Annotated in this window: 20 protein-coding genes; 4 read left to right on the top strand and 16 right to left on the bottom strand. The window is 68.8% G+C overall.

The features are described from left to right. Positions 1-35 precede the first annotated feature (35 nt). The 3 genes from ACFYNL_RS32265 to ACFYNL_RS32275 are packed head-to-tail and all read right to left on the bottom strand — an operon-like array spanning position 36 to position 4632. Entirely contained in the window at positions 36-1580 is a 1545-nt protein-coding gene (locus ACFYNL_RS32265; RefSeq protein ID WP_388809639.1) for an oligosaccharide flippase family protein, read from the bottom strand. Beyond that, on the bottom strand, positions 1577-3190 hold the full coding sequence (locus ACFYNL_RS32270) for a hypothetical protein (RefSeq protein WP_388809641.1): 1614 nt from the start codon (positions 3188-3190) through the stop codon (positions 1577-1579). The genes ACFYNL_RS32265 and ACFYNL_RS32270 overlap by 4 nt, the downstream gene beginning before the upstream one ends. Next, complete coding sequence (locus tag ACFYNL_RS32275) at positions 3187-4632, bottom strand: hypothetical protein (protein WP_388809643.1); 1446 nt, start codon at positions 4630-4632, stop codon at positions 3187-3189. The genes ACFYNL_RS32270 and ACFYNL_RS32275 overlap by 4 nt, the downstream gene beginning before the upstream one ends. 159 nt (positions 4633-4791) lie before the next feature. Here ACFYNL_RS32275 and ACFYNL_RS32280 point away from each other — a divergent pair, with 159 nt between their 5' ends. Then, positions 4792-6030 carry a glycosyltransferase gene (locus ACFYNL_RS32280; RefSeq protein ID WP_388809645.1) on the top strand — a complete coding sequence of 413 codons (1239 nt, stop codon included), beginning with the start codon at positions 4792-4794 and terminating at the stop codon, positions 6028-6030. A gap of 9 nt (positions 6031-6039) precedes the next feature. On the opposite strand, the gene ACFYNL_RS32285 is transcribed toward ACFYNL_RS32280, so the two are convergent. The 5 genes from ACFYNL_RS32285 to ACFYNL_RS32305 form a co-directional block, all read right to left on the bottom strand. Beyond that, positions 6040-6744: a CDP-alcohol phosphatidyltransferase family protein gene (locus tag ACFYNL_RS32285; protein ID WP_388809648.1), complete on the bottom strand. Its 705-nt coding sequence runs from the start codon at positions 6742-6744 to the stop codon at positions 6040-6042. A 307-nt stretch (positions 6745-7051) separates the two neighbouring features. Continuing rightward, positions 7052-8074 carry an NAD-dependent epimerase/dehydratase family protein gene (locus ACFYNL_RS32290; RefSeq protein ID WP_388809650.1) on the bottom strand — a complete coding sequence of 341 codons (1023 nt, stop codon included), beginning with the start codon at positions 8072-8074 and terminating at the stop codon, positions 7052-7054. 71 nt (positions 8075-8145) lie between these two features. Then, entirely contained in the window at positions 8146-9321 is a 1176-nt protein-coding gene (locus ACFYNL_RS32295) for a nucleotide sugar dehydrogenase (RefSeq protein ID WP_388809652.1), read from the bottom strand. Positions 9322-9471: 150 nt separating this feature from the next. Further along, positions 9472-10620, bottom strand: a complete 1149-nt coding sequence (locus ACFYNL_RS32300; protein ID WP_388809654.1) for a glycosyltransferase — start codon at positions 10618-10620, stop codon at positions 9472-9474. Continuing rightward, on the bottom strand, positions 10617-11138 hold the full coding sequence (locus tag ACFYNL_RS32305) for a putative colanic acid biosynthesis acetyltransferase (protein WP_388809656.1): 522 nt from the start codon (positions 11136-11138) through the stop codon (positions 10617-10619). The genes ACFYNL_RS32300 and ACFYNL_RS32305 overlap by 4 nt, the downstream gene beginning before the upstream one ends. A 109-nt stretch (positions 11139-11247) precedes the next feature. Here ACFYNL_RS32305 and ACFYNL_RS32310 point away from each other — a divergent pair, with 109 nt between their 5' ends. Further along, on the top strand, positions 11248-12207 hold the full coding sequence (locus ACFYNL_RS32310) for a GDP-L-fucose synthase family protein (RefSeq protein WP_388809657.1): 960 nt from the start codon (positions 11248-11250) through the stop codon (positions 12205-12207). A 3-nt stretch (positions 12208-12210) separates the two neighbouring features. Here the strand turns inward: ACFYNL_RS32310 and ACFYNL_RS32315 are convergent, their stop codons facing one another. After that, the gene (locus ACFYNL_RS32315) at positions 12211-13686 is read right to left on the bottom strand and encodes a sugar transferase (protein ID WP_388809659.1); all 1476 of its coding nucleotides are present in this window, start codon (positions 13684-13686) and stop codon (positions 12211-12213) included. Positions 13687-14210: 524 nt separating this feature from the next. Between ACFYNL_RS32315 and ACFYNL_RS32320 the strand changes: the two genes are divergently transcribed. Next, a complete protein-coding gene (locus ACFYNL_RS32320) occupies positions 14211-14645 on the top strand; it encodes a hypothetical protein (protein WP_388809661.1) in 435 nt (144 codons plus the stop codon). Between the two features lie 247 nt (positions 14646-14892). Here the strand turns inward: ACFYNL_RS32320 and tuf are convergent, their stop codons facing one another. The 5 genes from tuf to ACFYNL_RS32345 all read right to left on the bottom strand — a co-directional run bounded on the left by tuf (position 14893) and on the right by ACFYNL_RS32345 (position 20250). Then, positions 14893-16086: an elongation factor Tu gene (tuf, locus tag ACFYNL_RS32325; RefSeq protein WP_388809663.1), complete on the bottom strand. Its 1194-nt coding sequence runs from the start codon at positions 16084-16086 to the stop codon at positions 14893-14895. A 157-nt stretch (positions 16087-16243) separates the two neighbouring features. Next, positions 16244-18370 (bottom strand): elongation factor G, encoded by a 2127-nt coding sequence (gene fusA / locus ACFYNL_RS32330; protein WP_019754096.1) that lies wholly within the window; start codon positions 18368-18370, stop codon positions 16244-16246. 39 nt (positions 18371-18409) lie between these two features. Then, complete coding sequence (gene rpsG, locus ACFYNL_RS32335; RefSeq protein ID WP_003998848.1) at positions 18410-18880, bottom strand: 30S ribosomal protein S7; 471 nt, start codon at positions 18878-18880, stop codon at positions 18410-18412. A gap of 2 nt (positions 18881-18882) precedes the next feature. Next, positions 18883-19254, bottom strand: coding sequence for a 30S ribosomal protein S12 (gene rpsL / locus ACFYNL_RS32340; RefSeq protein WP_003948652.1), 372 nt, complete (start codon positions 19252-19254; stop codon positions 18883-18885). A gap of 456 nt (positions 19255-19710) precedes the next feature. After that, complete coding sequence (locus tag ACFYNL_RS32345) at positions 19711-20250, bottom strand: DUF1707 and DUF4190 domain-containing protein (RefSeq protein WP_388809666.1); 540 nt, start codon at positions 20248-20250, stop codon at positions 19711-19713. 164 nt (positions 20251-20414) lie between these two features. Between ACFYNL_RS32345 and ACFYNL_RS32350 the strand changes: the two genes are divergently transcribed. Then, a complete protein-coding gene (locus tag ACFYNL_RS32350) occupies positions 20415-21326 on the top strand; it encodes a hypothetical protein (RefSeq protein WP_388809668.1) in 912 nt (303 codons plus the stop codon). A gap of 12 nt (positions 21327-21338) precedes the next feature. Here ACFYNL_RS32350 and ACFYNL_RS32355 read toward each other — a convergent pair whose 3' ends face one another. Together ACFYNL_RS32355 and ACFYNL_RS32360 are read right to left on the bottom strand one after the other, a co-directional pair. Continuing rightward, positions 21339-22010: a hypothetical protein gene (locus tag ACFYNL_RS32355; RefSeq protein WP_388809671.1), complete on the bottom strand. Its 672-nt coding sequence runs from the start codon at positions 22008-22010 to the stop codon at positions 21339-21341. A 198-nt stretch (positions 22011-22208) separates the two neighbouring features. Continuing rightward, entirely contained in the window at positions 22209-26108 is a 3900-nt protein-coding gene (locus tag ACFYNL_RS32360) for a DNA-directed RNA polymerase subunit beta' (protein WP_388809673.1), read from the bottom strand. Positions 26109-26150 lie beyond the last annotated feature (42 nt).

Here is a 26150-nt window from a genome sequence, read left to right on the forward strand (position 1 = left end):
GAGAAGGAGCGGCGGTCTCGGTGCCGAGATCCGGCTCATGTGGCGCGTTCGCGCAGCACACCGACGAGTTCGTGGACTCCCAGAGCTTTGCGAAATCGCCACAAACCTATACCGAATGTGAAAAGTCCTACGGTGATTGCGGCGGCAAGTCCGACGGCCGTGTCACCTGCCAGCAACCTGACGGGAAGGACCGACGGCACGGTGAGACACAGGCCTGTGACCGTCGCCATGAGGTATCCGCCGTCGACGATCGTGAAGCCGGGATGCCGCCGTACCAACGCGGCGGCGAGCAGGTTCTCGACGATGGTCGCCGCTCCCCAGGAAAGGGCGGCTCCGAGGACGCCCAGCCGGGGAACGGCGAGGAGGCCGACCGTCAGCTGCACCGTGAACGCGACACCGGTGACCGCCAGATGCCAGGAACTCTTGCCGGCCATGAGAAGCACGGTCTGGGCGTTTCCCACGCCCACGTTGACCGCCGAGGCGACACAGAGCACCACCAGCGCGTACGCCCCCTGCTCGAACTCCGGCCCGAACAACGACAGAACGGTGCCGGGGAAACTCGTGAGCAGGACGAGCAGTGGCCAGGAGAACAGCACGATCCAGCGCGTGGAGATCCGGTACAGATGGCGCCCCTGGGCGATGTCGCCGACCGCGAGGAGACGGCTGATCTCCGGGGCGACGGCCAGCCGGATGGCGAGCTGGAGCAGCGTCGCCGCGATGACGACACGGCCTACGGCGGTGTAGATGCCCGCCTCTTCGCTCGTCGCCAGGCAGGAGAGCAGCACGACACCCACCCAGACCGCGCTGATGTCGAAGACGGAGGAGACGGCCCGTGGCGCGGCGAAGGCCCAGAATCCGCGCCGGGTGCCGGCCATGTCCCGTGCGGACGTGTGCGCCGGGCTCGTCCGGCGGCATCGGCGCAGCGCGAGGAAGGCGATGAGGAAGCCGGCCAGGGACGGCACGAGCCAGGCCGCGGCCAGATTCAGCACGCCTGGGGCGAGCAGCACCACCGGGACGGCGATCAGCACGCGCAGCACCGGTTTGCCGATCTGCTCGACACCGACGAACGGGATCACGGTGCCGTAGCCCTGGGTGGCGCCCAGCATGATCAGGGTGACCGTGGCCAGGGGGAGGAACACGGCGAAGAGCCGGACCAGGGTCACCGCGTCGTCCGCGGCGAGGTTCGGCAGCAGCGAGGTGGCGGCCCACGGCGACAGGAACAGGAGCGTGGCGGCCGCGGTGCTCGCCGCGGCTCCGGGCAGGACCGCGCTGCGCAGGAGTGCGCCCACCTTGTGGCCGCCGGTGGTGGCCAGGTCCCCGGAGACGAACCGCACCAGGCCGGTGTCGGCGCCGAGCTTGCAGGCGTTGCACAGGATGGTGAAGGCCGCCACTCCGGTGAACACCGCCCCCGCCCCGTACGCGCCGAGCGCGCGGGTGACCAGGGCGACCAGGACGTATCCGAAGACCGCGTTGACCGTCGAGCCGAGAAAGCCCCACCACCCGCCGCGCGCGGTGGCGGCGACCCCGCATCGGGCGGTGGGTCCGCCGGTCGCGGGGACAGCGGTACCGGAGGCGCTCACCGGGAAGCGGTGAGCGTGTCGTCCCGCACGGGTGCGGTCGGTTTCTCCACGGTGTCGCCGCCCGGCGCGGACGGTGCGGGGGAAGGCGTCCGCCGCCACGCGCGGCGCGTCCGCCCGCTGTCCAGGAGGCGGGCCCGCCGGCCGCGTCGTGCGCCGTCGTGGAGCGCGGCGCCCACGATGCGGCCTCCCGAGCAGCCGATCAGCTCGCGTACCCGCTTCAGGTCGTCGCGCCTGCTCTCCCCCAGGCCGGCCACCACGACGACGCCGTCCACGCGTTGGGCGAGCGCGAGACTCTCGGCATGCTCCAGCAGGGGCGGGGCGAGGACGAGCGTGGCCCGTTCGGGAGCGGCGCCCGACAGAGCGCGCGCCGCGATCGGGGCTGCCGGTCCGTCGTCGGCGGCGGTGCCGCGGACCTCGGGCCGGAGCGTGAATCGCCCGGCTGTGCCGGCGTCCACGACCACCGCGCCCCCGGGCATGTCGGGGGGCACGGACTCGTCGGCCGTCAGCGGCAGCCGTGCCGGCAGACCGGGTGTGTGCCCGGTCGCGTCCACGAGCAGCACCTGCTCACCGCATTCGGCGAGTGCGGCGGCGAGGTTCACCGCGACGGCCTCGGCGCCTCGTTCCCGCTTCGGTGCCACGACCATGAGCGTGCCCACGGCCGCGGGACCGTCGCCGCCGCGCAGCCGGAAGGCGAGGGCGCGGTAGGCCTCCGCGCGGCTGCCGGCGGTCCGGCCCACCTCCAGCGGTTCGCCCTTGGCGTCGGGGCCCGGGAGGATCCCCAGCACCGGGGCGAGCAGCGTGCCTCGGACCTCGCTGATCGAGCGGGCCCGCGGCTCCAGAGCGGATCGCAGCCAGGCGAGCACGACGCCCAGGACGAGACCGCCGATCAGGCCGAGCGGGAGGAGCCGGCCGGGGCCCGGCCCCACGGGTCGCGCCGCCGGCTCGGCGGTGCGGACGATGTCGCCACCGGTGGTGTCGTACGCCCTGATGTCCGAGAGTTTCTTGCGCAGAACGCCGATCTGCTGCTGGACGCCCGCGGTGCCCGCGGCGGCGTCGGCGGACTTCTTCCCGGCAGCGATCCGCCGGGTGAGCTCGGCGACCTGCCGCTCCAGCCCGGTGGCCATCCGCGCGATCATGGACTTGGACCGGTCCTGGCGGTCGGCGAGGTAGGCCGCCGCGAAGGCGTTGCTCACCCGGGCCGCGCGCTTCGCGTCGCCCGCGGTGTACTCGAAGCGGAGCACCTGGGTGTCCGGGGGATGCGACACGCGCAGGTCCGTCAGCAGCGCATCGGCGCGAGAGGGTTGTCCCAGTGCCGTCGCCGCCCGTTCCGCGACCGTCGCGCTGAGCGCGATGTGCCGTTCCGTGCCCATGCTCACCTGGTTGTCGGCGGCCACTCCGAAGGTGCTGAAGGGGTCGGTCCTCGGGCGGACGAGCACCTCGCTGGTGGAGGTGTGGTCGCCCGCGCGCAGCAGGACCAGGAGCAGCCCGCCGAGCAGCCCGAGGAGCACGCCCAGCGCGATGGTCGTGCGGTAGCCGAGGAGCAGGCGCATCTGGTCGCGAAGCCGGTCGGGGTCGTCGTACCGATCGTCGAGGCCGGCGGGGCTGGTCACGGATGCCTCCTGTGTCCGGGGACGAGTCCGGGGATGGGTGCGTGGTCCGAGGTCGCGGGCGGCCGCACCGGTGACGGGGACCGGGACGGCCCGGCGGCGCGGGTGGTGATGAGGAGCGGAACGGTCAGGAGCAGCAGCAGAGGACCGACGATCGCCATGAGACTGCCGCGCAGGAAAACCATCTGGTAGAAGGCGAAGGCGGGAACCAGCAGAACCGCCAGCGCGCGTTGCCGGTGCCGCAGTCGCTCCCGGACGTCGTCCATCCGCCGTCCGGCCGCGCCCAGCAGGCAGAAGGCTGCGACAACGCACGGAGCACCGCCCCACAGGTAGCTCTCGATCCACACCGGAGCGGAGAGGTTGTGGAAGTCGTAACCGGCGTACTGGGCGAGTTCGATACCCGTGGCCTGTGGTTTGTCGGGCCACATGGAGCGGGGCACCATGAACAGGACGAGGCCGAGCGCCGCCGACGGCGAGAAGCCGTTTTCCTGCACATAGTCGATGCCGGTCTGCATTTGCTGAAAAGCGTCGTAGTCCATGCTGCTGGTGAACTGCTCCGCCAGCGGTACGACGTGCAGCGCCTCGCGTTCGTCGTAACGGAAGTAGTCGCTGTACGGGAAAGCGAAAAGCACCACGGCGGTGATCGCCGCGGCGGCGACACGGAAGACCCGCGGGCTGCTGAACCGGCGCCAGGAGAAGAGCAGGACCAGAAGGACGGTGCCGGCCCAGAAACGCGGCCTGCTGATCGGGTTGTTGACGATCACGTTGAGCGCGAGGAGGCACGGGAGCGCCGTCCAGCGCACCGCCCGCAGCACCCGGTGCTTCCGGTCGGGGCGGGGCAGTCGGACGAGGGCCACCAGGGCCCAGAAGGCGGGCACGGCGAGGATCCAGACCCGTAGCGTGTGCGTGGGGTCCGCTTCGGTCCGCGTCCGCCACAGAGCCTGTCTGCTGGTGAAGAACGCCCGCAGACCGCCCTCCTGCCCGGGGATCAACACGAGCGCGAGGACGAGCGACACACCGCACAGGAGAAGGACGGGCAGCGGCGAGAGGCTGCGGGACAGCAGGGGCGCGAACACCAGGGACCTGCTGTCGTCGCGTCCGGCGGCCAGTGCCGCGCCCGCGCTGTAGGCGAGGAGCCCGAGTTCGGTGAGCCCGGTGGCCGCCAGAGCGGTCGTCTCACCGGTGCGGTAGTGCAGCGGGTAGGAATCGGTGGCGAGCATGGCGAGCGGAGCCAGTCCGAGCCACACATAGGCGAAGAGCCAGAATCCGAAGGCGACGAGGCGCACCGAGGTGTCCGTGAGAACTTTGGTGAGCCCTCCTCCGGCATGCGCCACGACCACGCACTGCACGGCGAGAGCCGCCCCGAATCGCGTGTCCGTGGACTGCAGGATCAGCGCGGGCAGAAGGACGACGAGCAGCAGGGCCCAGACGCATACCGCAGCCATGCAACGGACTCGGCTGTCCCGCACCCGCATCCCCTCATCGATGCCGTGAATGAACGAATCAACAGCGATCGATTTATAGCCCAGAGCCGGAACATATCAGGCGATATTGCCGGGCGTTTCTTTCAGGGAATTCCCTTATGTGTGTCGTATTTTAATTAAATGACTGATATGTTCGCTGGTCGCCGCGTACTTCTCGTGTCGACCAACTACGCCCCCGAGCACGCCGGAATTGCCCCCTACTCGACCCTGACCGCGGAACACCTGGCCGCCCGCGGCGCCGAAGTCGACGTCCTGGCGGGAATGCCGCACTATCCGGGCTGGCGGGTGCACGGCGACTACCGCGGGCGCTGGCGCATGGTGGAGGACCGCGGGGGCGTCCGGGTCCATCGCCGCCGCGGCTTCGTTCCCACGCGTCAGACCGCGCTGCTCAGGGCGGCCTACGAGGCCAGTTTCCTGGCGCACGGCTCCATCCGGCCGCCGGACGGCACGCCGGACCTGGTGCTGAGCCAGATGCCGACCCTCGCCGGCGGTGTGATCGGCGCCGGGGTCGCCCGTCGCCACCGGGTGCCGCACGTGGTCGTGGTGCAGGACCTGATGGGCGCGGCGGCCGCGCAGAGCGGGATCAAGGGGGGCGGCCGGGTGGCGTCCCTGGTGGCCGCAGTGGAGTCGAGGATCCTGCGCGCGGCCACCCTGATCGGCGTGGTGCACGAGTCGTTCGTCGGCCGTGTCACCGCCATGGGCGTACCCGTGTCACGCGTCAGGGTGGTGCCCAACTGGAGTCATGTGCCGCCCCCCGCCGGCGACCGCCGCACGGTACGGGCGCGACTCGGCTGGCGTGACGAGGAGTTCGTCCTGCTGCACGCGGGGAACATGGGCCTGAAGCAGGGGCTGGAGGTGCTGGTCGAGACGGCCCGCGTCGCGGCCCGCCACACCCCGCGCCTGCGGATCGTCCTCATGGGCGACGGCAGCCGGCGAACGCACCTGGAGCGTCTCGCCGCCGGTCTGGCAAACGTGGACTTCCTGCCGCCGGCGGCCGACGCCGACTTTCCCGACGTGCTGGCCGCGGCGGACGCCCTCGCGCTCACCCAACGGGCGTCCGTGGGCGACATGAGCCTGCCGTCCAAGCTGACGTCCTATTTCGCGAGCGGACGGCCCACCGTCGCCTCGGTGGACGCCCGGGGCGGCACGGCCCAGGAGGTGCGTCGGTCCGGGGCCGGAGTGATCGTCCGCGCGGAGGACCCCGTGGCGCTGCACGACTGCGTCGCGGAGCTCATGCGGGACGCCGACCGATCGGCCGCGCTCGGCGCACGCGGTCCCGTCTATGTCCGGGAGCGGTTGAGCCCGGAGGCCGGACTGGGCCGGATCACCGCGATGCTCTGCGAGGTCCTGGCCCGTTGAGAGCCGTTCTCAGGAGAGCTCCCGGAACCACTTGGCGAGGAACGCCGGCACCAGCACCGCGTGGGCCGCGAGCAGGGCGACGTACAGGGTGAAGAAGAGCTTCTCGTGCCCCAGGAACAGGAAGATCAGGCACAGCAGGCCGTAGTCCACGGGGAGCAGCGCCACGCCCCGGACGGTGGAGGGCGCCGTCCCGGGGCCGACGGGCACGTCGGCGCCCCGCCGTCTCAGCTGGTCCGTCAGCGTCCCCCCGAAGAACAGCAGGACGGCGGCGAACTGGAACCCGATCGGGACGAGCAGGAACGCCGGATGCGGCAGGTCGAAGAAGCGGTAGAAGGAAATCAGCACCGCGGCATGGACACCCAGGAGCTTCGCGCAGTCCACCACATGGTCCGTCCACTCCCCCGCCGGACTGGCCGACCGGTGCAGCCGGGCGAGCTGGCCGTCCGCGGAATCGAGGGCGAAGCCGAGGAGCAGGGCAAGGGCGACCCACTGTCCCAGGGCGGGGGAAGGAGGGTGCACGCAGATCCCGGCGACGGCGGCGAAGGTGGCCAGCGCACTGGCCGCGGTCACCTGGTTGGGCGACAGCCCCAAGCGGTGCGCCGTGGCCGCGAGCACCCGTCCGGCCGGGCGATTGACGAGCCGCGTGTAGACGGGAACTCCACGGGCCGGCTTCTGCGCTTCCGAGAGCTGCCTCAGTGCGCTGGAGAAGTCCACTCTCTACACCTCGTGCCTGAACGGGCGGGATGATTCCGGGCTTCGACGCGGGCAAGCACGTGTCCGGGCCGGCCTCGCCCGCCCCACCCCGTCGTCGGTCCGCGGCGGAAGTGCGCAGGGCGGCGTCGACCGGGTCACCGGTGCGGGTGGCGTTCCCGTCGAGGTCACCGACGACGGTCGCCCAGGACGCACCATTCGAACCTAGAGCGGTGGGCCGCCTCGCCGGATGCGACAAGCAGGCTGTTCATAAGATCCATCCGATTGGCCGTTCGTGCCGGCCGGCACGAGGTCCTCGTGGCACGACCGGTCAGAGGCGGCCCTCGGCGATCGCCTGGCGCACCCAGGGGATGACCTTGTCGAGGATGTCGTCGAGGGTGGCCGACGCGGTGAAGCCGAGTACGTCCCTCGCCTTGGACACATCGGGGCTCCGGCGCTGGACATCGTGCTCGAAGGGCTGGTCGGTCGTGTAGCGGAACGGCTCGTCGGGTCCGTGGATCTTGTGCCAGATCCGCTCCGCCAGCTGCAGGACGCTGGTCGGCTCGGCGCTCGCCAGGTTGAAGTCCTCGTTCAGCGCCGCGGGATGGAAGATCGCCATCCGGATGCCCCGGGCCAGGTCGCCTGCGTAGGTGAAGTGCCGCGTCTGGGCGCCACTGCCGAGGATGTGCAGGGGGTCCTGTCCCTTGAGGACCTTCTGCACCAGGTCGGGGACGACATGAGACATGTTGATCTTGATGTCCCCGGACCGCTCCTCGCTCTGGCCGACGGTCCGCTCCTCTCCGACGTCCACGCAGTTGAAGGGCCGCACGATGGTGAAGGGGAGGCCGTACTGGTCGTGGGCCGCCCGGGCGAAGTACTCCACCGCCAGTTTCTGGAAGCCGTACGAGGACGACGGCGGGGCGATACGACGCTCGTCGCCCTCCCGGGACGGCCAGAAGTCGGTGTTCTCGTACACCATCGAGGAGCTCAGGTACGTCACCTTCCGCAGCGGCCCTTCGCCGTGCACCCGGATCGCCGCGTCGCAGGCCGCGGCGGTGATCCGCTCATTGGTGGCGAGGAGGTCGTAGGCGTAGGTGTGGAAGTAGGAGATGCCACCGATCATGGCCGCGCCGGCGACGAAGTGATCGCAGTCGGCGAGCAGCTTCGCCATCAGGTCCGTGTCGCGGGCGTCCCCCTCGACGAGCCGGTATCGCGGGTTCTCCACCGGAGCGCGGCGGACCGCGCCGTACTTGGAGAAGTTGTCGAGGCCCACGACGGTGTGCCCCTGTTCGAGGAGTTCCCTGACGAGGTGGCTGCCGATCAGACCGGACGCGCCGGTGACGAGAACCTTCACAGGAGACCTTTCTGGTGCGAGTGGTGCCCGGTGCCAGGGACCGGGTGGGAAAGCCTTCGCCGTACGGCCGATCAGGCCCGGACACCTCTGCCGGTGATGCCCCAGAGGTCCACGACCGGCTTGTCGGTGACCAGATCCCGGTAATCGCTGTGCGGTGTCGCGATGACCAGGACGTCGGCCCGGCGCATGACCTCGTCCAGGTCCACGAAGCGTGGATCGCTGACGTACGGATCGGTGCACAGCGTTTCCCGGGCCTTCGCCATCAGAATGCGGCGCAGTTTGAACGACAGGCTTTCGCGGACGTCGTCACTGCCGGCCTTGAAGCCCATGCCGAGAACGCCCACCCGCGTGTCCGAGAGCGGGAACCTGCGCTCAAGGCGCGACACGAGGTAGAGCGGCAGTCCCTCATTCACGAGCATGGCCGCGTGACCCAGCACGAAATTGTTCCCGGTGAACGCAGCCAACTGCAACGTGTCCTTGAGCAGGCAGGGACCGGCGGCGAATCCCGCTCCTGGCATGTCGGCGGCCCGGGGATACTCGTACGTCATCGCGTGGCGAATACGCTCGAAATCGAGTCCGAAATCATTTGCCATCATCCAGAATTGATTCACCGTGGCGAACTTGATGTACCGCCAGGTGTTGGCGAAGAGTTTTGCGAGTTCCGCCTCCTCCGGCTCCATCCGGACGATTTTGTCCGTGAGCGTGCGGAAGAACTTCTCCGCCCTGTCCCCGGCCCGCTGGGAGCGGGCCGCCACCAGTTGCGGCAGCTCGAACAGCTCGGTCATGGCCGCGCCCTCGGCGATGCGCTCCGGGCAGAAAGCCACGTCCACGGTGGTGCCGAGCCTCTCAAGGAGCCGCTCGGTCAGGGCCGTGACTCCGGGGTGCACCGTGCTCCTGAGCATGACCAGCTGCCCGCTGCGCAGATACTCGGCGCAGCGCTCCAACGCCCGGGGCACCGCGCCGAGATCGGGGTTGAGATGCTCGTCCACCGGCGTTCCCACCACCACGACCAGGTTCTCCGTGGTGGCGACACTGGCGGCGTCGGTCGTGGCGCGCAGCAGTCCGTCGCGCACACTCTCGCGCAGCGGTTCGGCGGCCCCCGCCTCCCGGAACGGAAGCTCTCCCCGATTGACCGTGTCGACGGCCGCGGCATCGATGTCGTAGAGCGTCACCGAAAGCATGCCGCGGGTGGCGAGCGCGATTCCCAGGGGAAGTCCTACCCGGCCGCAACCCCCGATGATGACCACGTCGGCGGTGTTCCGTGAATTCTCCGTGTCGCCGCGTGATTGCTCGATCATGCCTAGCACTCATTTCGGTCGCTCGGTCACCGGACGGGCGGACAACGATGCGGAGACCTTACAAAGATCTTGAGAGGAAATGATCAGGGAAACAGGTCGTCAGGCAGAGTTACTCCGGACAGCCGAAGTGGCTCGGCACAGCTTCCGGTAGATCTCCTCCAGCCGGTCCGCCACCGCATGAATGGAGAAGGCCTCCTCGACGGCCCGGTGGCCCGCGTCCACGAGCGCGTCGCGCCTGCTGTCGTCCGCCAGCAGATCGCACACGGCGTCGGCCATGGCCTGCGGGCTGCCGTCGGTGACGACCGCCGCATCACGGCGCGCCAGTTCGTCGGCCATGCCGCAGGTGTCGGTGCACACGACGGGAGTGCCCGCGCACAGGGCTTCGATCACCGTCATGGGGAACGGCTCGTCGACGCTCGGCAGCACGTACACGGCCGCCTTCGCGTAGGCGCTCACCGCCTCCGCGTGACCGAGCGCACCACGGTAGGAGACGGCCCTCTCAAGGCCGTGCGCGGCGATGAGCCGGCGTACCTCCGCCAGGGACCCCTCGTCCGCCCCGTACAGGGTGAACCGTGCGTCGGGCACCCTGCGGTGGACCAGGGCGGCCATCTCGACGAAGGCGTCCGGGCGCTTGCGCGGGTGCAGGCGGGCGAGGAAGAGCACCTCGCGCTCGCGCTGCCGATGCGGCGCGGAGCCGGCACGCGAGGGCCTGACCCCGTTGGGGAGCCGCAGCAGCGGCGGACCGTCCGGACCGACCACCTCGGCCACGGCCCGCCGCTCCCGCTCGGTGAGGACCAGGCAGCCCCGCGACCTGCGCAGCAGCGGCACGTAGACGCGGTCGAAGAGCCGGACGGCTGCCCGTCGACGCGGCTCCACCATGCCGTGCGTCTGGGTGAGGAACCTCTTGCGGGCCAGCACGGCGAGGCCGAGCGCCGTCAGGGAGACGAGGTCGCGCCCCGCGTGGATGTGCACCACGTCGGCCCGCCCCATGGAACGCCACAAGTCCCCGACGAGCAGCGGGTGCATGAGCCCGGTGAAGCGCCCCGGGAGCAGGGAGCGCGCCGGGCGCGTACGCACCGGCACCGACCCCACGCGTGCCGGTGCCGGGGAGCTGCCCCGCCACAGGGAGACGAGCTCGACCTGGTGGCCTCGTGCGGCACACTCCTGGAGCTGCCCGGTGGCCACACTCGTGGGGCCGCCGTAGGCACCGTCGTCGCTGAGCAGCGTCACCACGTGCAGGAGTCTCATGCCGCGACTCCCGTGGTGACGACCGCCCCCGGTCCGACGTCATGACGGGCGACCGCCGAGGCACCCACGACCGCCCCGCGGCCGACGGTGACCCCGCGCAGCACCACCGCCCGGGCCGCGACCCACGCTCCCCGTTCCAGGCGGATGGGCGCGTTGTCGAACTCGAAGGCCGCGCTGCGACGCCGATGGCTGCCGGTGCACAACAACGCCTCCTGCGAGACGCACACATCGCTGTCGATCGTGATGCGTTCCAGGTTCAGCAGCCATGCGCCCTCGCCGATCCACACGTCGTCCCCGATCTCCAGCCGCCACGGCCAGTGCACACGCACCCGGTGACGGATCAGCACGCGCTCTCCGATCCGGGCACCGAACGCGCGCAGCAGGGCCGGTCGCCAGCGAGCGGGAAACCACCACCGGACGAAGACCAGGTTGAGGACGGCGAACCAGGCCGCCTGAACGAGCAGGGGGCGCCCCTTGTCGTAGCCGACTCCCGTGAAAGACCGGAGGGAACGGTCCATGGCGCTGGTCCTCCTGAGCTCGCCGGCATGCGTTCTGCCTGGTCGATTCTCCGGAGGGGACCCCAAGGAGAGCGGGATATACGCCCTTATTTGGTGCAAACTACGCCACATGGAAGATCTCCTCCCTGCATCCGCCCGCGTATACGTCGCAGGCCACCGCGGCCTCGTCGGTTCGGCGATGGTCCGCCGTCTGACCGCCGACGGCCACGAGGTCCTCGCCCGGACCCGGTCCGAGCTGGACCTCCGCGACTCGGCCGCCACCGCCGCCTTCCTGCGCGAGAGCCGGCCGGACGCCGTGGTCCTCGCCGCGGCCAAGGTCGGCGGCATCATGGCCAACAGCACCTGTCCGGTGCAGTTCATCGAGGACAACCTGCGGATCCAGCTGAGCGTGATCTCCGCCGCGCACACCGCCGAGGTGCCGCGCCTGCTGTTCCTGGGATCGTCCTGCATCTACCCGAGGCTCGCGCCGCAGCCGATCCGGGAAGACGCCTTGCTCACGGGCCCGCTCGAACCGACCAACGAGCCGTACGCGCTCGCCAAGATCGCGGGCATCGTCCAGGTGCGGTCCTACCGGCGGCAGTACGGGGCCTCGTACATCTGCGCGATGCCGTGCAATCTCTACGGCCCGGGCGACAACTTCGATCCGGAGTCCTCGCATGTCCTGCCCGCTCTCATCCGCCGCTTCCACGAGGCCGAGCGGGACGGGCTGGACGAGGTGGTCCTGTGGGGAAGCGGCACTCCCCGCCGGGAGTTCCTGCACGTCGACGACCTCGCCGACGCCTGCGTGACGCTGCTGCGCCGCTACGACGACGACACGCCCGTCAACGTCGGATGCGGGGACGATCTGACGATCCGTGAACTGGCCCACCTGGTCGCGGAGGTCGTCGGCTACCGGGGCCGGATCACCTTCGACACGACGAAGCCGGACGGTACGCCCCGCAAGGTGCTCGACATCTCCCGTATGCGGGAGCTGGGTTGGGCGCCGAGGATCACGCTGCGCGACGGCATCGCGGCCACCTACGCGGCATGGTCGAGCACGCAGCGGCCCCGCCCGGTGGTCGGCGTCTGAGCCTCAGTAGGCGCCACGTCCGTCCAGTACGGCGCGGACCGTGCGGGCCATGACCGCCATGTCCCAGGTCCACGACCAGTTGTCCACGTACCGCAGGTCGAGTGAGACGGTCTCGTGCCAGGACAGGTCCGACCGTCCGCTCACCTGCCACAGTCCCGTGAGACCGGGTTTGACGCTCAGCCGGCGCATCTCCACCCGGTCGTAGCGGGCGACCTCCTCGGGAAGCGGCGGGCGGGGTCCCACCAGCGACATGTGCCCGAGCAGCACGTTGACCAGCTGGGGGAGCTCGTCCAGCGAGTGGCGGCGCAGAAAGCGTCCGACAGAGGTGACCCGCGGGTCCTGGCGCAGCTTGAACATGGGCCCGTCGTGCTCGTTCGCCGGCGCCAACTCCGTCTTCATCCGGTCCGCGTCCACGACCATGGTGCGGAACTTCCACATGGGGAAGTGCCTGTTGTCCCGTCCGACACGCGTCTGACGGTAGAGGACGGGGCCGGGCGAGTTCAGACGCACGGCGAGCGCCAGGACGACGAACAGCGGGGCCAGCGCGACGAGCAGGACGAGGGCGCCCACCTGGTCCGTGACGGCTTTCACCAGCGTGGGAAGGCCACTGCGCGACGGTGGCGCGATGTGCAGGAGGGTGAGCCCGGCCGCCGAGCCGAGCCGGATCCTGTGCCGGGCGACCTCCACGACGCCCGGCAGCACCATCAACGGGCGACCCTGGTCGTGCATGGCCCACGACAACCGGCGCAGCCGGTCCCCGGACATGTGCCTGTCGGCCGCCACGAAGATCATGTCGGCGCCCAGCGCCTCGGCCGACTCCCCCACCGATACGGCGTCCTCGCCCGGGCCGGCCGGCTCGTCGGCCCGGAGCCGGGCACACACCCGCACACCTGACTGGGGATCGCCCTCACCCACGACACACGCCCCGACCGTCACGTAGCCGTGGTCGGTGCGCTCGGCGAGCCGCCCCACCACGGCGTCCACCGCGGTCGCCTCGCCGATGACGAGGACGCGCCGCAACGCCCGGGCCCGGCGGCGTACGGCCAGCAGACGGAAGTGGATCGCCTTGCGGCAGGCCACGGTGGCCACCAGCGACGGGCACAGCACGGCGAGAGCCGCCGGTGGTGCGCTGCCGAGACCGGACGCGGCGTGCAGAGCGGCCAGGACACCGAGCAGCACGAGCCAGTCCCGCACGACCGGGCCGACCGGAGCCCCCTCGTCCCAGCTCCAGGGCGTGTACCGCCGGCGGACGACACCCATGAGCACCCAGAGAGCAGTGATCACCAACGCCTGACGCACCGGGCGGGCCTCGCCGATCGCGACGAACACCGCCGTCGCCGTCAGCGCCACCGCGACGGAGTCCGCACAGATCGCGGCCTGTACGTACCACCAGCCGGCCGTGGACCCTCGGCGCCGGGTCGCCCGGGGCTGCGCGCGAGAGGCCGCGCGCCCTGACGCCGCGCCGGTGAACTGCTGCATGACTCTCCCTGTGACCCCGACGAGGAAGGACGCGGCCGCAACGGCGGTGCAGGGCCCACGCCTCACGAGATGCTTATATCAAGTTTCATGATGTTATGTCCTATTTTTGAGACTCATCGCGGCGGTGGGGATGCGCGCTCGCCCTCGACAGCAGGCCCCTGGCGGAGCGCCTGGACCGACAGAGGGCGCGCCACCCCCTTCCCGCCCCGATACCCCCCGCCTCCTTTCGTCGCACTTTCACACCGTCTGATGGGCTTTCACCTGTCAGGTGCTCATTTGAGGACCGGATGGCCCACGAATGCAGAGGGGTGACGCGTGACGCCGGTCCGATCACGGAAGTGATGCTGCGCCCGGCGGTGGATGGACATCACCACCCGAATTGCCGACGAAAAGGCAAGGGATTCAGCCAGGGCCAACTCAGGTGAAAACGAAGAGGAGGAGTACTCGTCATGCGAGTAACCACTCGAGCTAGTCGAACCAGGACCGGAACGAGACGGGCGGGGCTGGGAGCGAAGCTGATCGGCGTGGGTCTGACCACGGCGGTCGCCATCGGCATCTCCGCCGGCCCGGCAGCGGCGGCATCGGTCACCCCCGTCCTCGTGATGGGCAACCCGCCGCTGGCTTGTCCTGCCGGCTCGGTCGGTTTCCGGGTCGACCCGCCCGTGGACACCACCGTCCCGGTCACCGTCGACGGCGAAAGCGGCACGGTGATCGTCGACTTCAACGCCAACACCACCCAGGTGAGCTTCAACACCACGGGTGACATCGCCGTCCGCCAGGTCACCGTGAAGGGTGGACCGGACGCCAACCGGTACATCTACGACGCCAACTCCACCCCGACGAGCTTCCCCGACGGCATCGCGGCCGACACCGCGCTGACCGCGCCGCTCAACCCCGGGGGCAACATTCCCACGATCAGCCACGTCGACTTCTGCGTCATCAAGGGCAACGGCAGCTGAGCCCTGGGCCCAGGCCGTCGAGCCGTCGGCAGGGGGACTGATGACCGTACGACTCCGTGGACGCATGACGATCACCGCCGGACCGGCGTGGTCCCGCTGGTGAACCCGTAGCGCGAGTCCACCGCCCACCGCAGGACCGGCATCCGTCCGCCCCTCGACACCGACAAAAAGAAGGGGCCCGTACGACCGAGGTCGTACGGGCCCCTTCCGGAGCTCTCGCTGGAGCTACCAGGTCAGATCAACAAGCTCACTTGTTGATCTTGGTGACCTGGCCGGCGCCCACGGTCCGGCCACCCTCACGGATGGCGAACTTCAGGCCCTCCTCCATGGCGACGGGCTGGATGAGCTCCACCTTCATCTCGGTGTTGTCACCCGGCATGACCATCTCGGTGCCCTCGGGGAGGGTCACCACGCCGGTCACGTCCGTCGTACGGAAGTAGAACTGCGGGCGGTAGTTGTTGAAGAACGGCGTGTGGCGGCCACCCTCGTCCTTGGACAGGATGTAGGCCTGCGCCTCGAACTCGGTGTGCGGGGTGACCGAGCCCGGCTTGATGATGACCTGGCCGCGCTCGACGTCCTCGCGCTTGATGCCGCGGAGCAGCAGACCGACGTTCTCACCGGCCTGGCCCTCGTCGAGCAGCTTGCGGAACATCTCGATACCAGTGACCGTGGTGGTGGTCTTCTCGGTCTTGATGCCGATGATGTCGACGGTCTCGTTGACCTTGAGGATACCGCGCTCGATACGACCGGTGACGACGGTGCCACGACCGGTGATCGTGAAGACGTCCTCGATCGGCATCAGGAACGGCTTGTCGACGTCGCGCTCGGGCTCCGGGATGGACTCGTCCACGGCCTTCATGAGCTCGAGGACGGAGTTGCCCCACTCCTTGTCGCCCTCGAGGGCCTTCAGGGCGGAGACCTTGACGACCGGAACGTCGTCGCCCGGGAACTCGTACTCGGAGAGCAGCTCACGAACCTCGAGCTCGACGAGCTCCAGGATCTCCTCGTCGTCCACCATGTCGGCCTTGTTCAGGGCGACGACGATGTACGGAACGCCGACCTGGCGGGCCAGGAGCACGTGCTCCTTGGTCTGCGGCATCGGGCCGTCGGTGGCGGCGACCACGAGGATGGCGCCGTCCATCTGGGCAGCACCGGTGATCATGTTCTTGATGTAGTCCGCGTGACCGGGGCAGTCGACGTGGGCGTAGTGACGGGTCTCCGTCTGGTACTCGACGTGCGCGATCGAGATGGTGATACCGCGCTGGCGCTCCTCGGGAGCCTTGTCGATCTGGTCGAACGCCGAGGCCTCGTTCAGGTCCGGGAACGCGTCGTGCAGCACCTTGGTAATGGCGGCCGTGAGGGTCGTCTTACCGTGGTCGATGTGACCGATGGTGCCGATGTTGACGTGCGGCTTAGTCCGCTCGAACTTCGCCTTCGCCACTGGGGTCCTCCTGTGGAGTGGTTCTGAACGCCTTGCTTCATCGGCGCCAGGTGATCTTTGCTGGAAAGCCCGGGCCCCGGGGCATTCCGGCCGCTATTGCGGTGGAATGCCCCCTTGAGGCTCCGGAGTCAAGCCTAAAGCGTGTGAACGCGGAGCGTTACTCGCCCTTGGCCTTCGCGATGATCTCCTCGGCGACGTTCCGCGGAACCTCGGCGTAGGAGTCGAACTGCATGGAGTAGCTGGCGCGGCCGGACGTCTTGCTGCGCAGGTCGCCGACGTAGCCGAACATCTCCGAGAGGGGCACGAGGCCCTTCACGACGCGGGCACCGGCCCGCTCCTCCATGGCCTGGATCTGGCCACGGCGGGAGTTGATGTCGCCGATGACCTCACCCATGTAGTCCTCGGGCGTGGTGACCTCGACGGCCATCATCGGCTCAAGGAGCACAGGGCTGGCCTTGCGCGCGGCCTCCTTGAAGGCCTGCGAACCGGCGATCTTGAACGCGAGCTCGGAGGAGTCGACCTCGTGGTACGCACCGTCGAGCAGCGTGACGCGGACACCGGTCATCTCGTAACCGGCGAGGATGCCGAACTGCATGGCCTCCTGCGCACCGGCGTCGACCGAAGGGATGTACTCCTTCGGGATACGACCACCGGTCACCTTGTTCACGAACTCGTACGACGTGTCGCCGCTCTCGAGGGGCTCGATCGCGATCTGCACCTTGGCGAACTGGCCGGTACCACCAGTCTGCTTCTTGTGCGTGAAGTCGACACGCTCGACGGCCTTGCGGATCGTCTCACGGTAGGCGACCTGCGGCTTGCCGACGTTGGCCTCGACCTTGAACTCACGGCGCATACGGTCGACCAGCACCTCAAGGTGCAGCTCGCCCATACCACCGATGATGGTCTGGCCGGTCTCCTCGTCCGAGTGGACCTGGAAGGACGGGTCCTCCTCGGCCAGGCGCTGGATCGCGACGCCCAGCTTCTCCTGGTCGCCCTTCGACTTGGGCTCGATGGCGACCTGGATGACCGGCGCCGGGAAGTCCATGGACTCCAGGATCACCGGGTTCTTGTCGTCGGCCAGCGTCTCACCGGTCGTGGTCTGCTTCAGACCCATGACGGCGATGATGTCGCCGGCGCCCACCGACTGGATCTCCTCACGCTTGTTCGCGTGCATGCGGTAGATCTTGCCGATGCGCTCCTTCTTGCCCTTGACGGAGTTCAGCACCTGCGTGCCGGACTCCAGGCGGCCCGAGTAGACCCGGACGAAGGTGAGCTTGCCGAGGTGCGGGTCGCTCATGATCTTGAACGCCAGCGCCGACAGCGGCTCGTCGTCGGAGGGCTTGCGCTTCACGACCTCCTCGGGGTCGTTCACCGCGTGGCCCTCGATGGCCTCGATGTCGAGCGGGGAGGGCAGGTAGCGGACCACCGCGTCGAGCAGGGGCTGCACGCCCTTGTTCTTGAACGCGGTACCACAGAACACCGGGGTGACCGTGGTGTCGCTGGACTTGCCGGAGGCGATCGTGATGCGGCGGATGGCCGCGTACAGCTGCTCCTCGGAGGGCTCCTCGCCCTCCAGGTACAGCTCCATGATCTCCTCGTCGTTCTCCGCGACGGCCTCAAGCAGCTTGCCGCGCCACTCTTCAGCGGCCTCGGTGTGCGTGGCCGGGATGTCGACGACGTCGTACATCTCGCCCTTGGTCGCCTCGGCGGACCAGACGAGCGCCTTCATGCGGACCAGGTCCACGACGCCCTTGAAGTCGGCCTCGGCACCGATGGGGAGCTGCATGACGAGCGGCTGGGCACCCAGGCGGTCGCTGATCATGTCGACGCAGCGGTGGAACTCCGCGCCCGTACGGTCCAGCTTGTTGACGAAGCAGATACGCGGAACGCGGTAGCGGTCCGCCTGACGCCACACCGTCTCGGACTGCGGCTCAACGCCGGCGACGCCGTCGAACACCGTCACGGCACCGTCGAGCACGCGCAGGGAGCGCTCCACCTCGACGGTGAAGTCGACGTGGCCCGGGGTGTCGATGATGTTGATGGTGTGGTCGACGTCTTCCAGCGGCCAGTGACAGGTGGTGGCAGCAGAGGTGATCGTGATGCCACGCTCCTGCTCCTGCTCCATCCAGTCCATGGTGGCAGCGCCGTCGTGGACCTCACCGATCTTGTAAGACACACCGGTGTAGAACAGGATCCGCTCGGTGGTGGTCGTCTTGCCCGCGTCGATGTGGGCCATGATCCCGATGTTGCGGACCTTGGCCAGGTCAAGTGAAGTGGTAGCCATAAGGCTTCAGTCTTCTCTCGGTCTCGATGTGGGTAGCGACTACCAGCGGTAGTGCGCGAAGGCCTTGTTGGACTCGGCCATCTTGTGCGTGTCCTCGCGCTTCTTCACGGCCGCACCGAGGCCGTTGGAGGCGTCGAGGAGCTCGTTGAGGAGACGCTCGGTCATGGTCTTCTCGCGACGGGCGCGGGAGTAACCGACCAGCCAGCGCAGCGCCAGGGTGTTGGCACGGCCGGGCTTGACCTCGACCGGCACCTGGTAGGTCGCGCCACCGACACGGCGGGACTTGACCTCAAGGGTCGGCTTGATGTTCTCGAGAGCGCGCTTGAGGGTGATGACCGGGTCGTTGCCGGTCTTCTCGCGCAGGCCCTCCATGGCGCCGTACACGATCCGCTCAGCGGTGGAGCGCTTGCCGTTCAGCAGCACCTTGTTGATGAGCGACGTGACCAGAGGAGAACCGTAGACCGGGTCGATGATGACCGGGCGCTTCGGGGCGGGGCCCTTACGAGGCATTCTTACTTCTCCTTCTTGGCGCCGTAGCGGGAACGGGCCTGCTTGCGGTTCTTGACACCCTGGGTGTCGAGGGAGCCACGGATGATCTTGTAGCGAACACCCGGCAGGTCCTTCACACGGCCGCCGCGCACGAGCACGATGGAGTGCTCCTGCAGGTTGTGTCCCTCACCCGGAATGTAAGCGGTGACCTCGATCCCGCTGGTCAGACGCACACGCGCGACCTTACGCAGGGCCGAGTTCGGCTTCTTCGGGGTGGTCGTGAACACACGCGTGCAGACGCCACGACGCTGAGGGGAACCCTCGAGTGCGGGCGTCTTGTTCTTCTCGACCTTGTCCTGCCGGCCCTTGCGGACCAGCTGCTGGATCGTAGGCACTACTTCTCCGGTTTCTGTGTGCCGATGGGTACAGCTAACCTGGAACTTTGCCGACCCACGCGGTCGGGTGTGTCGAATCCGGCGGACTCCCGCCGCGAGGCGAAAAGAGCACAGATTACGGTGGCCGCTCACAGCTCGTTATGCGGTTGAAGGCACGCACGAGAGCCAGGGCACACCCCAGGCACAAGGTCTGAGCGTACCTACCTCATTCGCTGCGGTCAAAACAAATGGGCCTCGCCCGCATCGCCATACGCCCGATGTCAAGACCGCACGACGATTTCGATCTTCGAATCCCCGATCGGAGCACGTCAGGACCGGCTCGCCGCGGGTCGTCCCACATCGGGTGGTGGCGATGCATGCGGAGTCGAGGGGAAGGGCCGCGCGGAGGTGCTGCCGGGCCCCTACGGGCGCGGCGGCCGGCACGCGCAGGCGGTTCGGGGCGGGCGACGACACGGCTCACGCGGACGCGGCGGCGGCCACGATCATCAGGGCGAACAGGACCGCCCAGCCCGCGGTCGACAGCCACCCCAGTACGAGGCCGGTCAGAGCGAGGGTGTCGCCGGCCTCTCCGGTACGGCGTATCTCGGAGCGCGCGGCATGGCCGAGAACCACGGCCGGAATGCCGGTCAGCCCGAAGGTCACCAGGCACAGCGCCCCGCAGAGCGCCGACCCGACGGCCTTGCCGTTCGTCCGCGGCCGGGGTGCCGCCAGGAACGTCCCCGGCACGGCGGTGACGGGCGTCTGCTGCGGTACGGGGCCCTGGGGCAGGTCGGCGACCAGCAGGGCCAGTTCGCCCACCGTACGGGCCGCGTAGGCCCGCGCGACCCGCTGCTCGAACTCCGGCTGCTCCAGCCGCCCTTCGCCGTACCCGGCCCTGAGCACGTCGACGGCACGCTCGCGGTCGGCGTGGGAGGCGAGCATGGCGGGGATGTACGGGCCGGACCACGGCTGCGGGGCACCGCTCCCCTGCCACGGCTGCCACGGCTGCTGCGTCATGGAGCACCTCCGTACCGGTCGGAGTCCCTCCATCATGCGCCGAACCGGCGTCCGTGGCATCGGGGTCCACCCCGAGAGAACCCGGAGATGTTCCCGCCGCACCGGTCCACCGAGCGGAACGGCTCCGCGTGCGGGGACCGGGTCCGGCGAACACACTGAGGATCATGTCTCCGCCGTCGACCGGCAACGGTCCCCCACGCTCACCGACGGCGACGTTCGTGCAGAAGGCGGCGTACGTCGTGGCGCCGGGGACCGTCGTGTTCGCCCTGCTCTACTACTTCGGCAGCATCTACAACAAGGCGTACTACTCCGCCCTGGGCGTGATCCCCGAGGATCTCGGGTTCTCCGTCCAGGGCACCGTTGCCAGCAGTGCGAACGCGGTGTTCATCCCCCTGTGCCTGCTGCTGGCCGGTGGGCTGGTCGTGTACCTGTTGCTCGGCTGGCTGGGTCTGGCACTGGCCGAACCGGAGCACGCGGCTCGTCGCCGCTCGGTGGTCGGCCTGCTGCTGGCCGTCGGTGCGGCCATGGTGCTCGTCGGGTTCCCCGCCCTGTTCACGAACGTGGCGGCCCTCTTCCCGGCGGGATGGCCACGCAGGTTCATTCCGGCCCTGCTGGTGGCCCTGGGCGCCACGCTCGCCGTCTTCGCCGTCCACCAGCGACTGAGCGAGGGTGCCGACGACTCGGTCCTCCGGGCCCGTGCCGCGGACCGGATGTGGCTGGCGGGCGGCACGCTGCTCGTCGCCCTGCTCATGCTGAGCCTGTTCTACGGCATGGCCCAGTACGTGGCGGACCTCGGTCGCGGCAACGCCATCCTGGAGGCGGAGCGCGGTTACCCGGACAGCGCCTTCGTGGTGGTCCACTCGCGTCTGCCCCTCTCCCACCATGCCGAGCGCATCGGTTTCACCGACCACGGCGGGGTGGGCGGGACGCACCGCTACGAGTACCGCGGTTTCCGGCTCCTCGCGAAGACGCCCTCTCGCTTCTACCTCGTATCCCACGCCACCCGCCACAGGGACCGCCTTCTGGTGGTGCTGCCCGACAACGGCAGCGCCTGGCTGGAGATCCGCAGCCCGTGAGGAACGGCCCGCTCAGGTGAGGTTCGGTGTGGGCGGCGACGTGGTGACGACGGGCGGCGATGTCGTCACGTCCGGGGGCGCGGTCGTGGTGGGAGGAGTGGTCGTGGTGGTCTCGGGATCCGGGGTCGTGGCCGCGGAGGTGTCCGTCGTGTCCGCGCCGACCGCCTCCCCGGAGATGGGGGCGGTGACGGTGGACCCGTCGGTCATCGTCACCGTCAGTTCCCCGCTGTACGGTCCCGGTTGTTGCGGTGTGTACGTGAAGATCACGTCGCAGCCGTCCGCCGGCAGGGGTCCCAGGCACTTCTGGAGAAGTGCGAGGAGTTCACCGTCGATGTTGCCGTCGACGTTCTGAACCGTCTTGGGCGGCCCCTGTTCCGATCCCTTGATCGTCACTTCCCCTCTGGTCGGCTCCCCCACCTTGGTGCTCGGGAGCTTGATCGCCGACGCGGAGGGCGCCTGGGATTCGCTGCCCGGGAAGATCGAGGCCTGCGCCCGCACGTCGCCGGACGTCGGTGTCCCTGTTCCGTTCGTCTTGCCCCCGGTCACCGTGGTGTCGGCCGGTCCGGAGGTCCGGTCCTGGACGGACTCACCTCCCCCGCCCGCACCGCCCCCGCAGGCCGCGGTCCCCGCCAGGACGACCACCAACGCCGCTGCGGCGAGTCCTCGGGCAGTACCTGGCGTCATGGCGTCGCCACCTCCGCTTGCGCTCGGCCCGGTTCGGCCCAAGCTCGCACACAGGCCACCGCGAAAGCAGGGACAACACCGGGTGACACAGCGCGGTCACTCGAACGCCGAGTCCGAACAACACCGAAGGGCGGCCACCCCACAGGGTGACCGCCCTTCGGCTCAGCCGGAGTCAGTGCGACTCAGGCGGACGCTCGCTCACTGGTTGTACGGACCGTAGTCGTAGTCCTCCAGCGGAACGGCCTGGCCGGAGCCCGTGCCGAACGGCGAGTAGTCGATGTCGTCGTAGCCGACGGCCGAGTACATCGCGGCCTTGGCCTCCTCGGTCGGCTCGACCCGGATGTTGCGGTAGCGGGACAGACCCGTACCGGCCGGGATGAGCTTACCGATGATGACGTTCTCCTTGAGGCCGATCAGCGAGTCGGACTTGGCGTTGATCGCCGCGTCCGTGAGGACTCGCGTCGTCTCCTGGAAGGACGCCGCCGACAGCCAGGACTCCGTGGCCAGCGAGGCCTTGGTGATACCCATGAGCTGCGGACGACCGGAGGCCGGGTGACCGCCCTCCTGGACCACACGACGGTTCTCGGTCTCGAACTTCGAGCGCTCGACCAGCTCGCCGGGCAGCAGCTCGGCGTCGCCGGACTCGATGATCGTCACGCGGCGGAGCATCTGCCGGATGATGATCTCGATGTGCTTGTCGTGGATCGACACACCCTGCGAGTTGTACACCTTCTGGACCTCGCCGACCAGGTGGACCTGGACGGCACGCTGACCCAGGATGCGCAGCACGTCGTGCGGGTTGGTGGCACCCACGGTGAGCTTCTGGCCCACCTCGACGTGCTCGCCCTCGCTGACCAGGAGTCGGGCACGCTTCGAGATCGGGTACGCCGTCTCGTCGCTGCCGTCGTCCGGGGTGACGACGATCTTCTTGGTCTTCTCGGTCTCCTCGATCCGCACGCGGCCGGTGGCCTCGGAGATCGGGGCGACACCCTTCGGGGTACGGGCCTCGAAGAGCTCGACGACACGCGGCAGACCCTGGGTGATGTCGTCACCGGCCACACCACCGGTGTGGAAGGTACGCATCGTCAGCTGGGTACCGGGCTCACCGATGGACTGGGCGGCGATGATGCCGACCGCCTCACCGATGTCGACCAGCTTGCCGGTGGCCAGCGAACGGCCGTAGCACATCGCGCAGGTGCCGACGGCGGACTCGCAGGTCAGGACCGAGCGGGTCTTGACCGTCTCGACGCCCGCGGCGACCAGCTGGTCGATGAGGACGTCACCGAGGTCGACGCCCGCCGGGGCGAGCACCTTGCCGTCCACGACGATGTCCTCGGCGAGGCAGCGCGCGTACACGCTGGTCTCGGCGTTGTCCGCCTTGCGCAGGACGCCGTCGGCGCCGCGCTCGGCGATGGCCAGCTTGAGGCCGCGGTCGGTGCCGCAGTCCTCCTCGCGGATGATGACGTCCTGGGAGACGTCGACCAGACGACGGGTGAGGTAACCCGAGTCGGCGGTACGCAGGGCGGTGTCCGCCAGACCCTTACGGGCACCGTGCGTGGAGATGAAGTACTCCAGCACGGACAGGCCCTCACGGAACGACGCCTTGATCGGACGCGGGATCGTCTCGTTCTTCGCGTTCGACACCAGACCACGCATACCGGCGATCTGACGCATCTGCATCATGTTGCCTCGTGCACCCGAGTTCACCATCATGAAGATCGGGTTGGTCTTCGGGAAGTTGTCGTTCATCGCCTCGGCGACCTCGTTGGTCGCCTTGGTCCAGATCGCGATGAGCTCCTGCGTGCGCTCGTCCTTGGTGATCAGACCGCGCTCGTACTGCTTCTGGACCTTCTCGTCCTGCGCCTCGTAACCGCGGACGATCTCCTTCTTCGCCTCGGGAACGACGACGTCGGAGATGGCGACGGTGACGCCGGAGCGGGTGGCCCAGTAGAAGCCGGACGCCTTCAGGTTGTCGAGCGTCGCCGCCACGATGACCTTCGGGTAGCGCTCGGCGAGGTCGTTGACGATCTCGGAGAGCTGCTTCTTGCCGACCTCGTAGTCGACGAACGGGTAGTCCTCGGGCAGCAGCTCGTTGAAGAGCGCACGGCCCAGCGTGGTCTTCAGACGGAAGCTGTCACCCTGCTGCCACTCCGGCTCACCCTCCTCCTGCGCCGGCGGGGTCCAGCCACGCGGCGGGATGGTGCCGACCGGGAAGCGGATGTCGATCTTCGACTGGAGCGAGAGCTCGCCCGCGTCGAAGGCCATGATCGCCTCGGCGACGGAGGAGAAGGAGCGGTCCTCACCCTTGATGTCCCGCATCTCACCGTCGGTGGTGAGGAAGAACAGACCGAGGACCATGTCCTGGGTCGGCATCGTCACCGGACGGCCGTCGGCGGGCTTGAGGATGTTGTTCGAGGACAGCATCAGGATGCGGGCCTCGGCCTGTGCCTCCGCGGACAGCGGCAGGTGCACGGCCATCTGGTCACCGTCGAAGTCCGCGTTGAACGCGGTGCAGACGAGCGGGTGGATCTGGATGGCCTTGCCCTCGACCAGCTGCGGCTCGAAGGCCTGGATGCCGAGGCGGTGCAGGGTGGGAGCACGGTTCAGCAGCACCGGGTGCTCGGCGATGACCTCTTCGAGGACGTCGTACACGACCGTGCGGCCGCGCTCCACCATCCGCTTGGCGCTCTTGATGTTCTGCGCGTGGTTCAGGTCGACCAGGCGCTTCATCACGAACGGCTTGAAGAGCTCCAGCGCCATCGCCTTGGGCAGACCGCACTGGTGCAGCTTCAGCTGCGGACCGACGACGATCACGGAACGCGCGGAGTAGTCCACACGCTTACCGAGCAGGTTCTGACGGAATCGACCCTGCTTACCCTTCAGCATGTCGCTGAGGGACTTCAGCGGGCGGTTACCGGGACCGGTGACCGGGCGACCACGACGACCGTTGTCGAACAGCGCGTCGACGGCCTCCTGGAGCATGCGCTTCTCGTTGTTCACGATGATCTCGGGCGCACCGAGGTCGAGAAGGCGCTTCAGTCGGTTGTTCCGGTTGATCACACGGCGGTACAGGTCGTTCAGGTCGGAGGTCGCGAAGCGGCCACCGTCCAGCTGCACCATCGGACGCAGGTCCGGCGGGATGACCGGGACGCAGTCCAGCACCATGCCCTTGGGGCTGTTGCTGGTCTGCAGGAACGCGGAGACGACCTTCAGGCGCTTGAGCGCACGGGTCTTCTTCTGGCCCTTGCCGGTACGGATGATCTCGCGGAGCTTCTCGGCCTCCTCGTCGAGGTCGAAGGACTCCAGGCGCTTCTGCAGCGCCGCGGCACCCATCGAACCGTCGAAGTACGTGCCGAAGCGGTCACGCAGCTCGCGGTAGAGGAGCTCGTCGCCCTCCAGGTCCTGGACCTTGAGGTTCTTGAAGCGGGTCCACACCTCGTCGAGGCGATCGATCTCGCGCTGCGCACGGTCACGCAGCTGCTTCATCTCGCGCTCGGCACCCTCGCGCACCTTGCGGCGCACGTCGGCCTTGGCGCCCTCGGCCTCCAGCTCGGCCAGGTCGGTCTCGAGCTTCTTGGCGCGGGCCTCCAGGTCGGCGTCCCGGCGGTTCTCGATCTGCTGGCGCTCCACGGAGACGTGCGCCTCCAGGGAGGGCAGGTCGCGGGTACGGCGCTCCTCGTCGACGTACGTGATCATGTACGCCGCGAAGTAGATGACCTTCTCCAGGTCCTTCGGGGCGAGGTCGAGCAGGTAGCCAAGCCGCGACGGAACGCCCTTGAAGTACCAGATGTGCGTGACGGGCGCGGCCAGCTCGATGTGGCCCATCCGCTCACGGCGCACCTTGGCGCGAGTCACCTCGACGCCGCAGCGCTCACAGATGATGCCCTTGAAGCGGACGCGCTTGTACTTGCCGCAGTAGCACTCCCAGTCCCGGGTCGGACCGAAGATCTTCTCGCAGAAGAGTCCGTCCTTTTCGGGCTTGAGGGTGCGGTAGTTGATGGTCTCGGGCTTCTTGACCTCGCCGTGGCTCCACTGACGGATGTCGTCAGCGGTGGCCAGACCGATCCGGAGCTCATCGAAGAAGTTGACGTCGAGCACTATGCGTCAATCCCTCTCAGGGTTGTAAGTCTTGGGGTCTGA

Origin of the sequence: Streptomyces sp. NPDC007808, assembly GCF_042868655.1 — a bacterium.
Classification (GTDB): domain Bacteria; phylum Actinomycetota; class Actinomycetes; order Streptomycetales; family Streptomycetaceae; genus Streptomyces.

Bases quoted from the DNA above. Each gene is read 5' to 3' on its own strand.
- ACFYNL_RS32275 (WP_388809643.1), bottom strand. From the start codon at position 4,632: ATGGCTGCGGTATGCGTCTGGGCCCTGCTGCTCGTCGTCCTTCTGCCC.
- ACFYNL_RS32280 (WP_388809645.1), top strand. From the start codon at position 4,792: ATGACTGATATGTTCGCTGGTCGCCGCGTACTTCTCGTGTCGACCAAC.
- ACFYNL_RS32300 (WP_388809654.1), bottom strand. From the start codon at position 10,620: ATGAGACTCCTGCACGTGGTGACGCTGCTCAGCGACGACGGTGCCTAC.
- ACFYNL_RS32305 (WP_388809656.1), bottom strand. From the start codon at position 11,138: ATGGACCGTTCCCTCCGGTCTTTCACGGGAGTCGGCTACGACAAGGGG.
- ACFYNL_RS32310 (WP_388809657.1), top strand. From the start codon at position 11,248: ATGGAAGATCTCCTCCCTGCATCCGCCCGCGTATACGTCGCAGGCCAC.
- ACFYNL_RS32315 (WP_388809659.1), bottom strand. From the start codon at position 13,686: ATGCAGCAGTTCACCGGCGCGGCGTCAGGGCGCGCGGCCTCTCGCGCG.
- fusA (WP_019754096.1), bottom strand. From the start codon at position 18,370: ATGGCTACCACTTCACTTGACCTGGCCAAGGTCCGCAACATCGGGATC.
- rpsG (WP_003998848.1), bottom strand. From the start codon at position 18,880: ATGCCTCGTAAGGGCCCCGCCCCGAAGCGCCCGGTCATCATCGACCCG.
- ACFYNL_RS32345 (WP_388809666.1), bottom strand. From the start codon at position 20,250: ATGACGCAGCAGCCGTGGCAGCCGTGGCAGGGGAGCGGTGCCCCGCAG.
- ACFYNL_RS32350 (WP_388809668.1), top strand. From the start codon at position 20,415: ATGTCTCCGCCGTCGACCGGCAACGGTCCCCCACGCTCACCGACGGCG.
- ACFYNL_RS32355 (WP_388809671.1), bottom strand. From the start codon at position 22,010: ATGACGCCAGGTACTGCCCGAGGACTCGCCGCAGCGGCGTTGGTGGTC.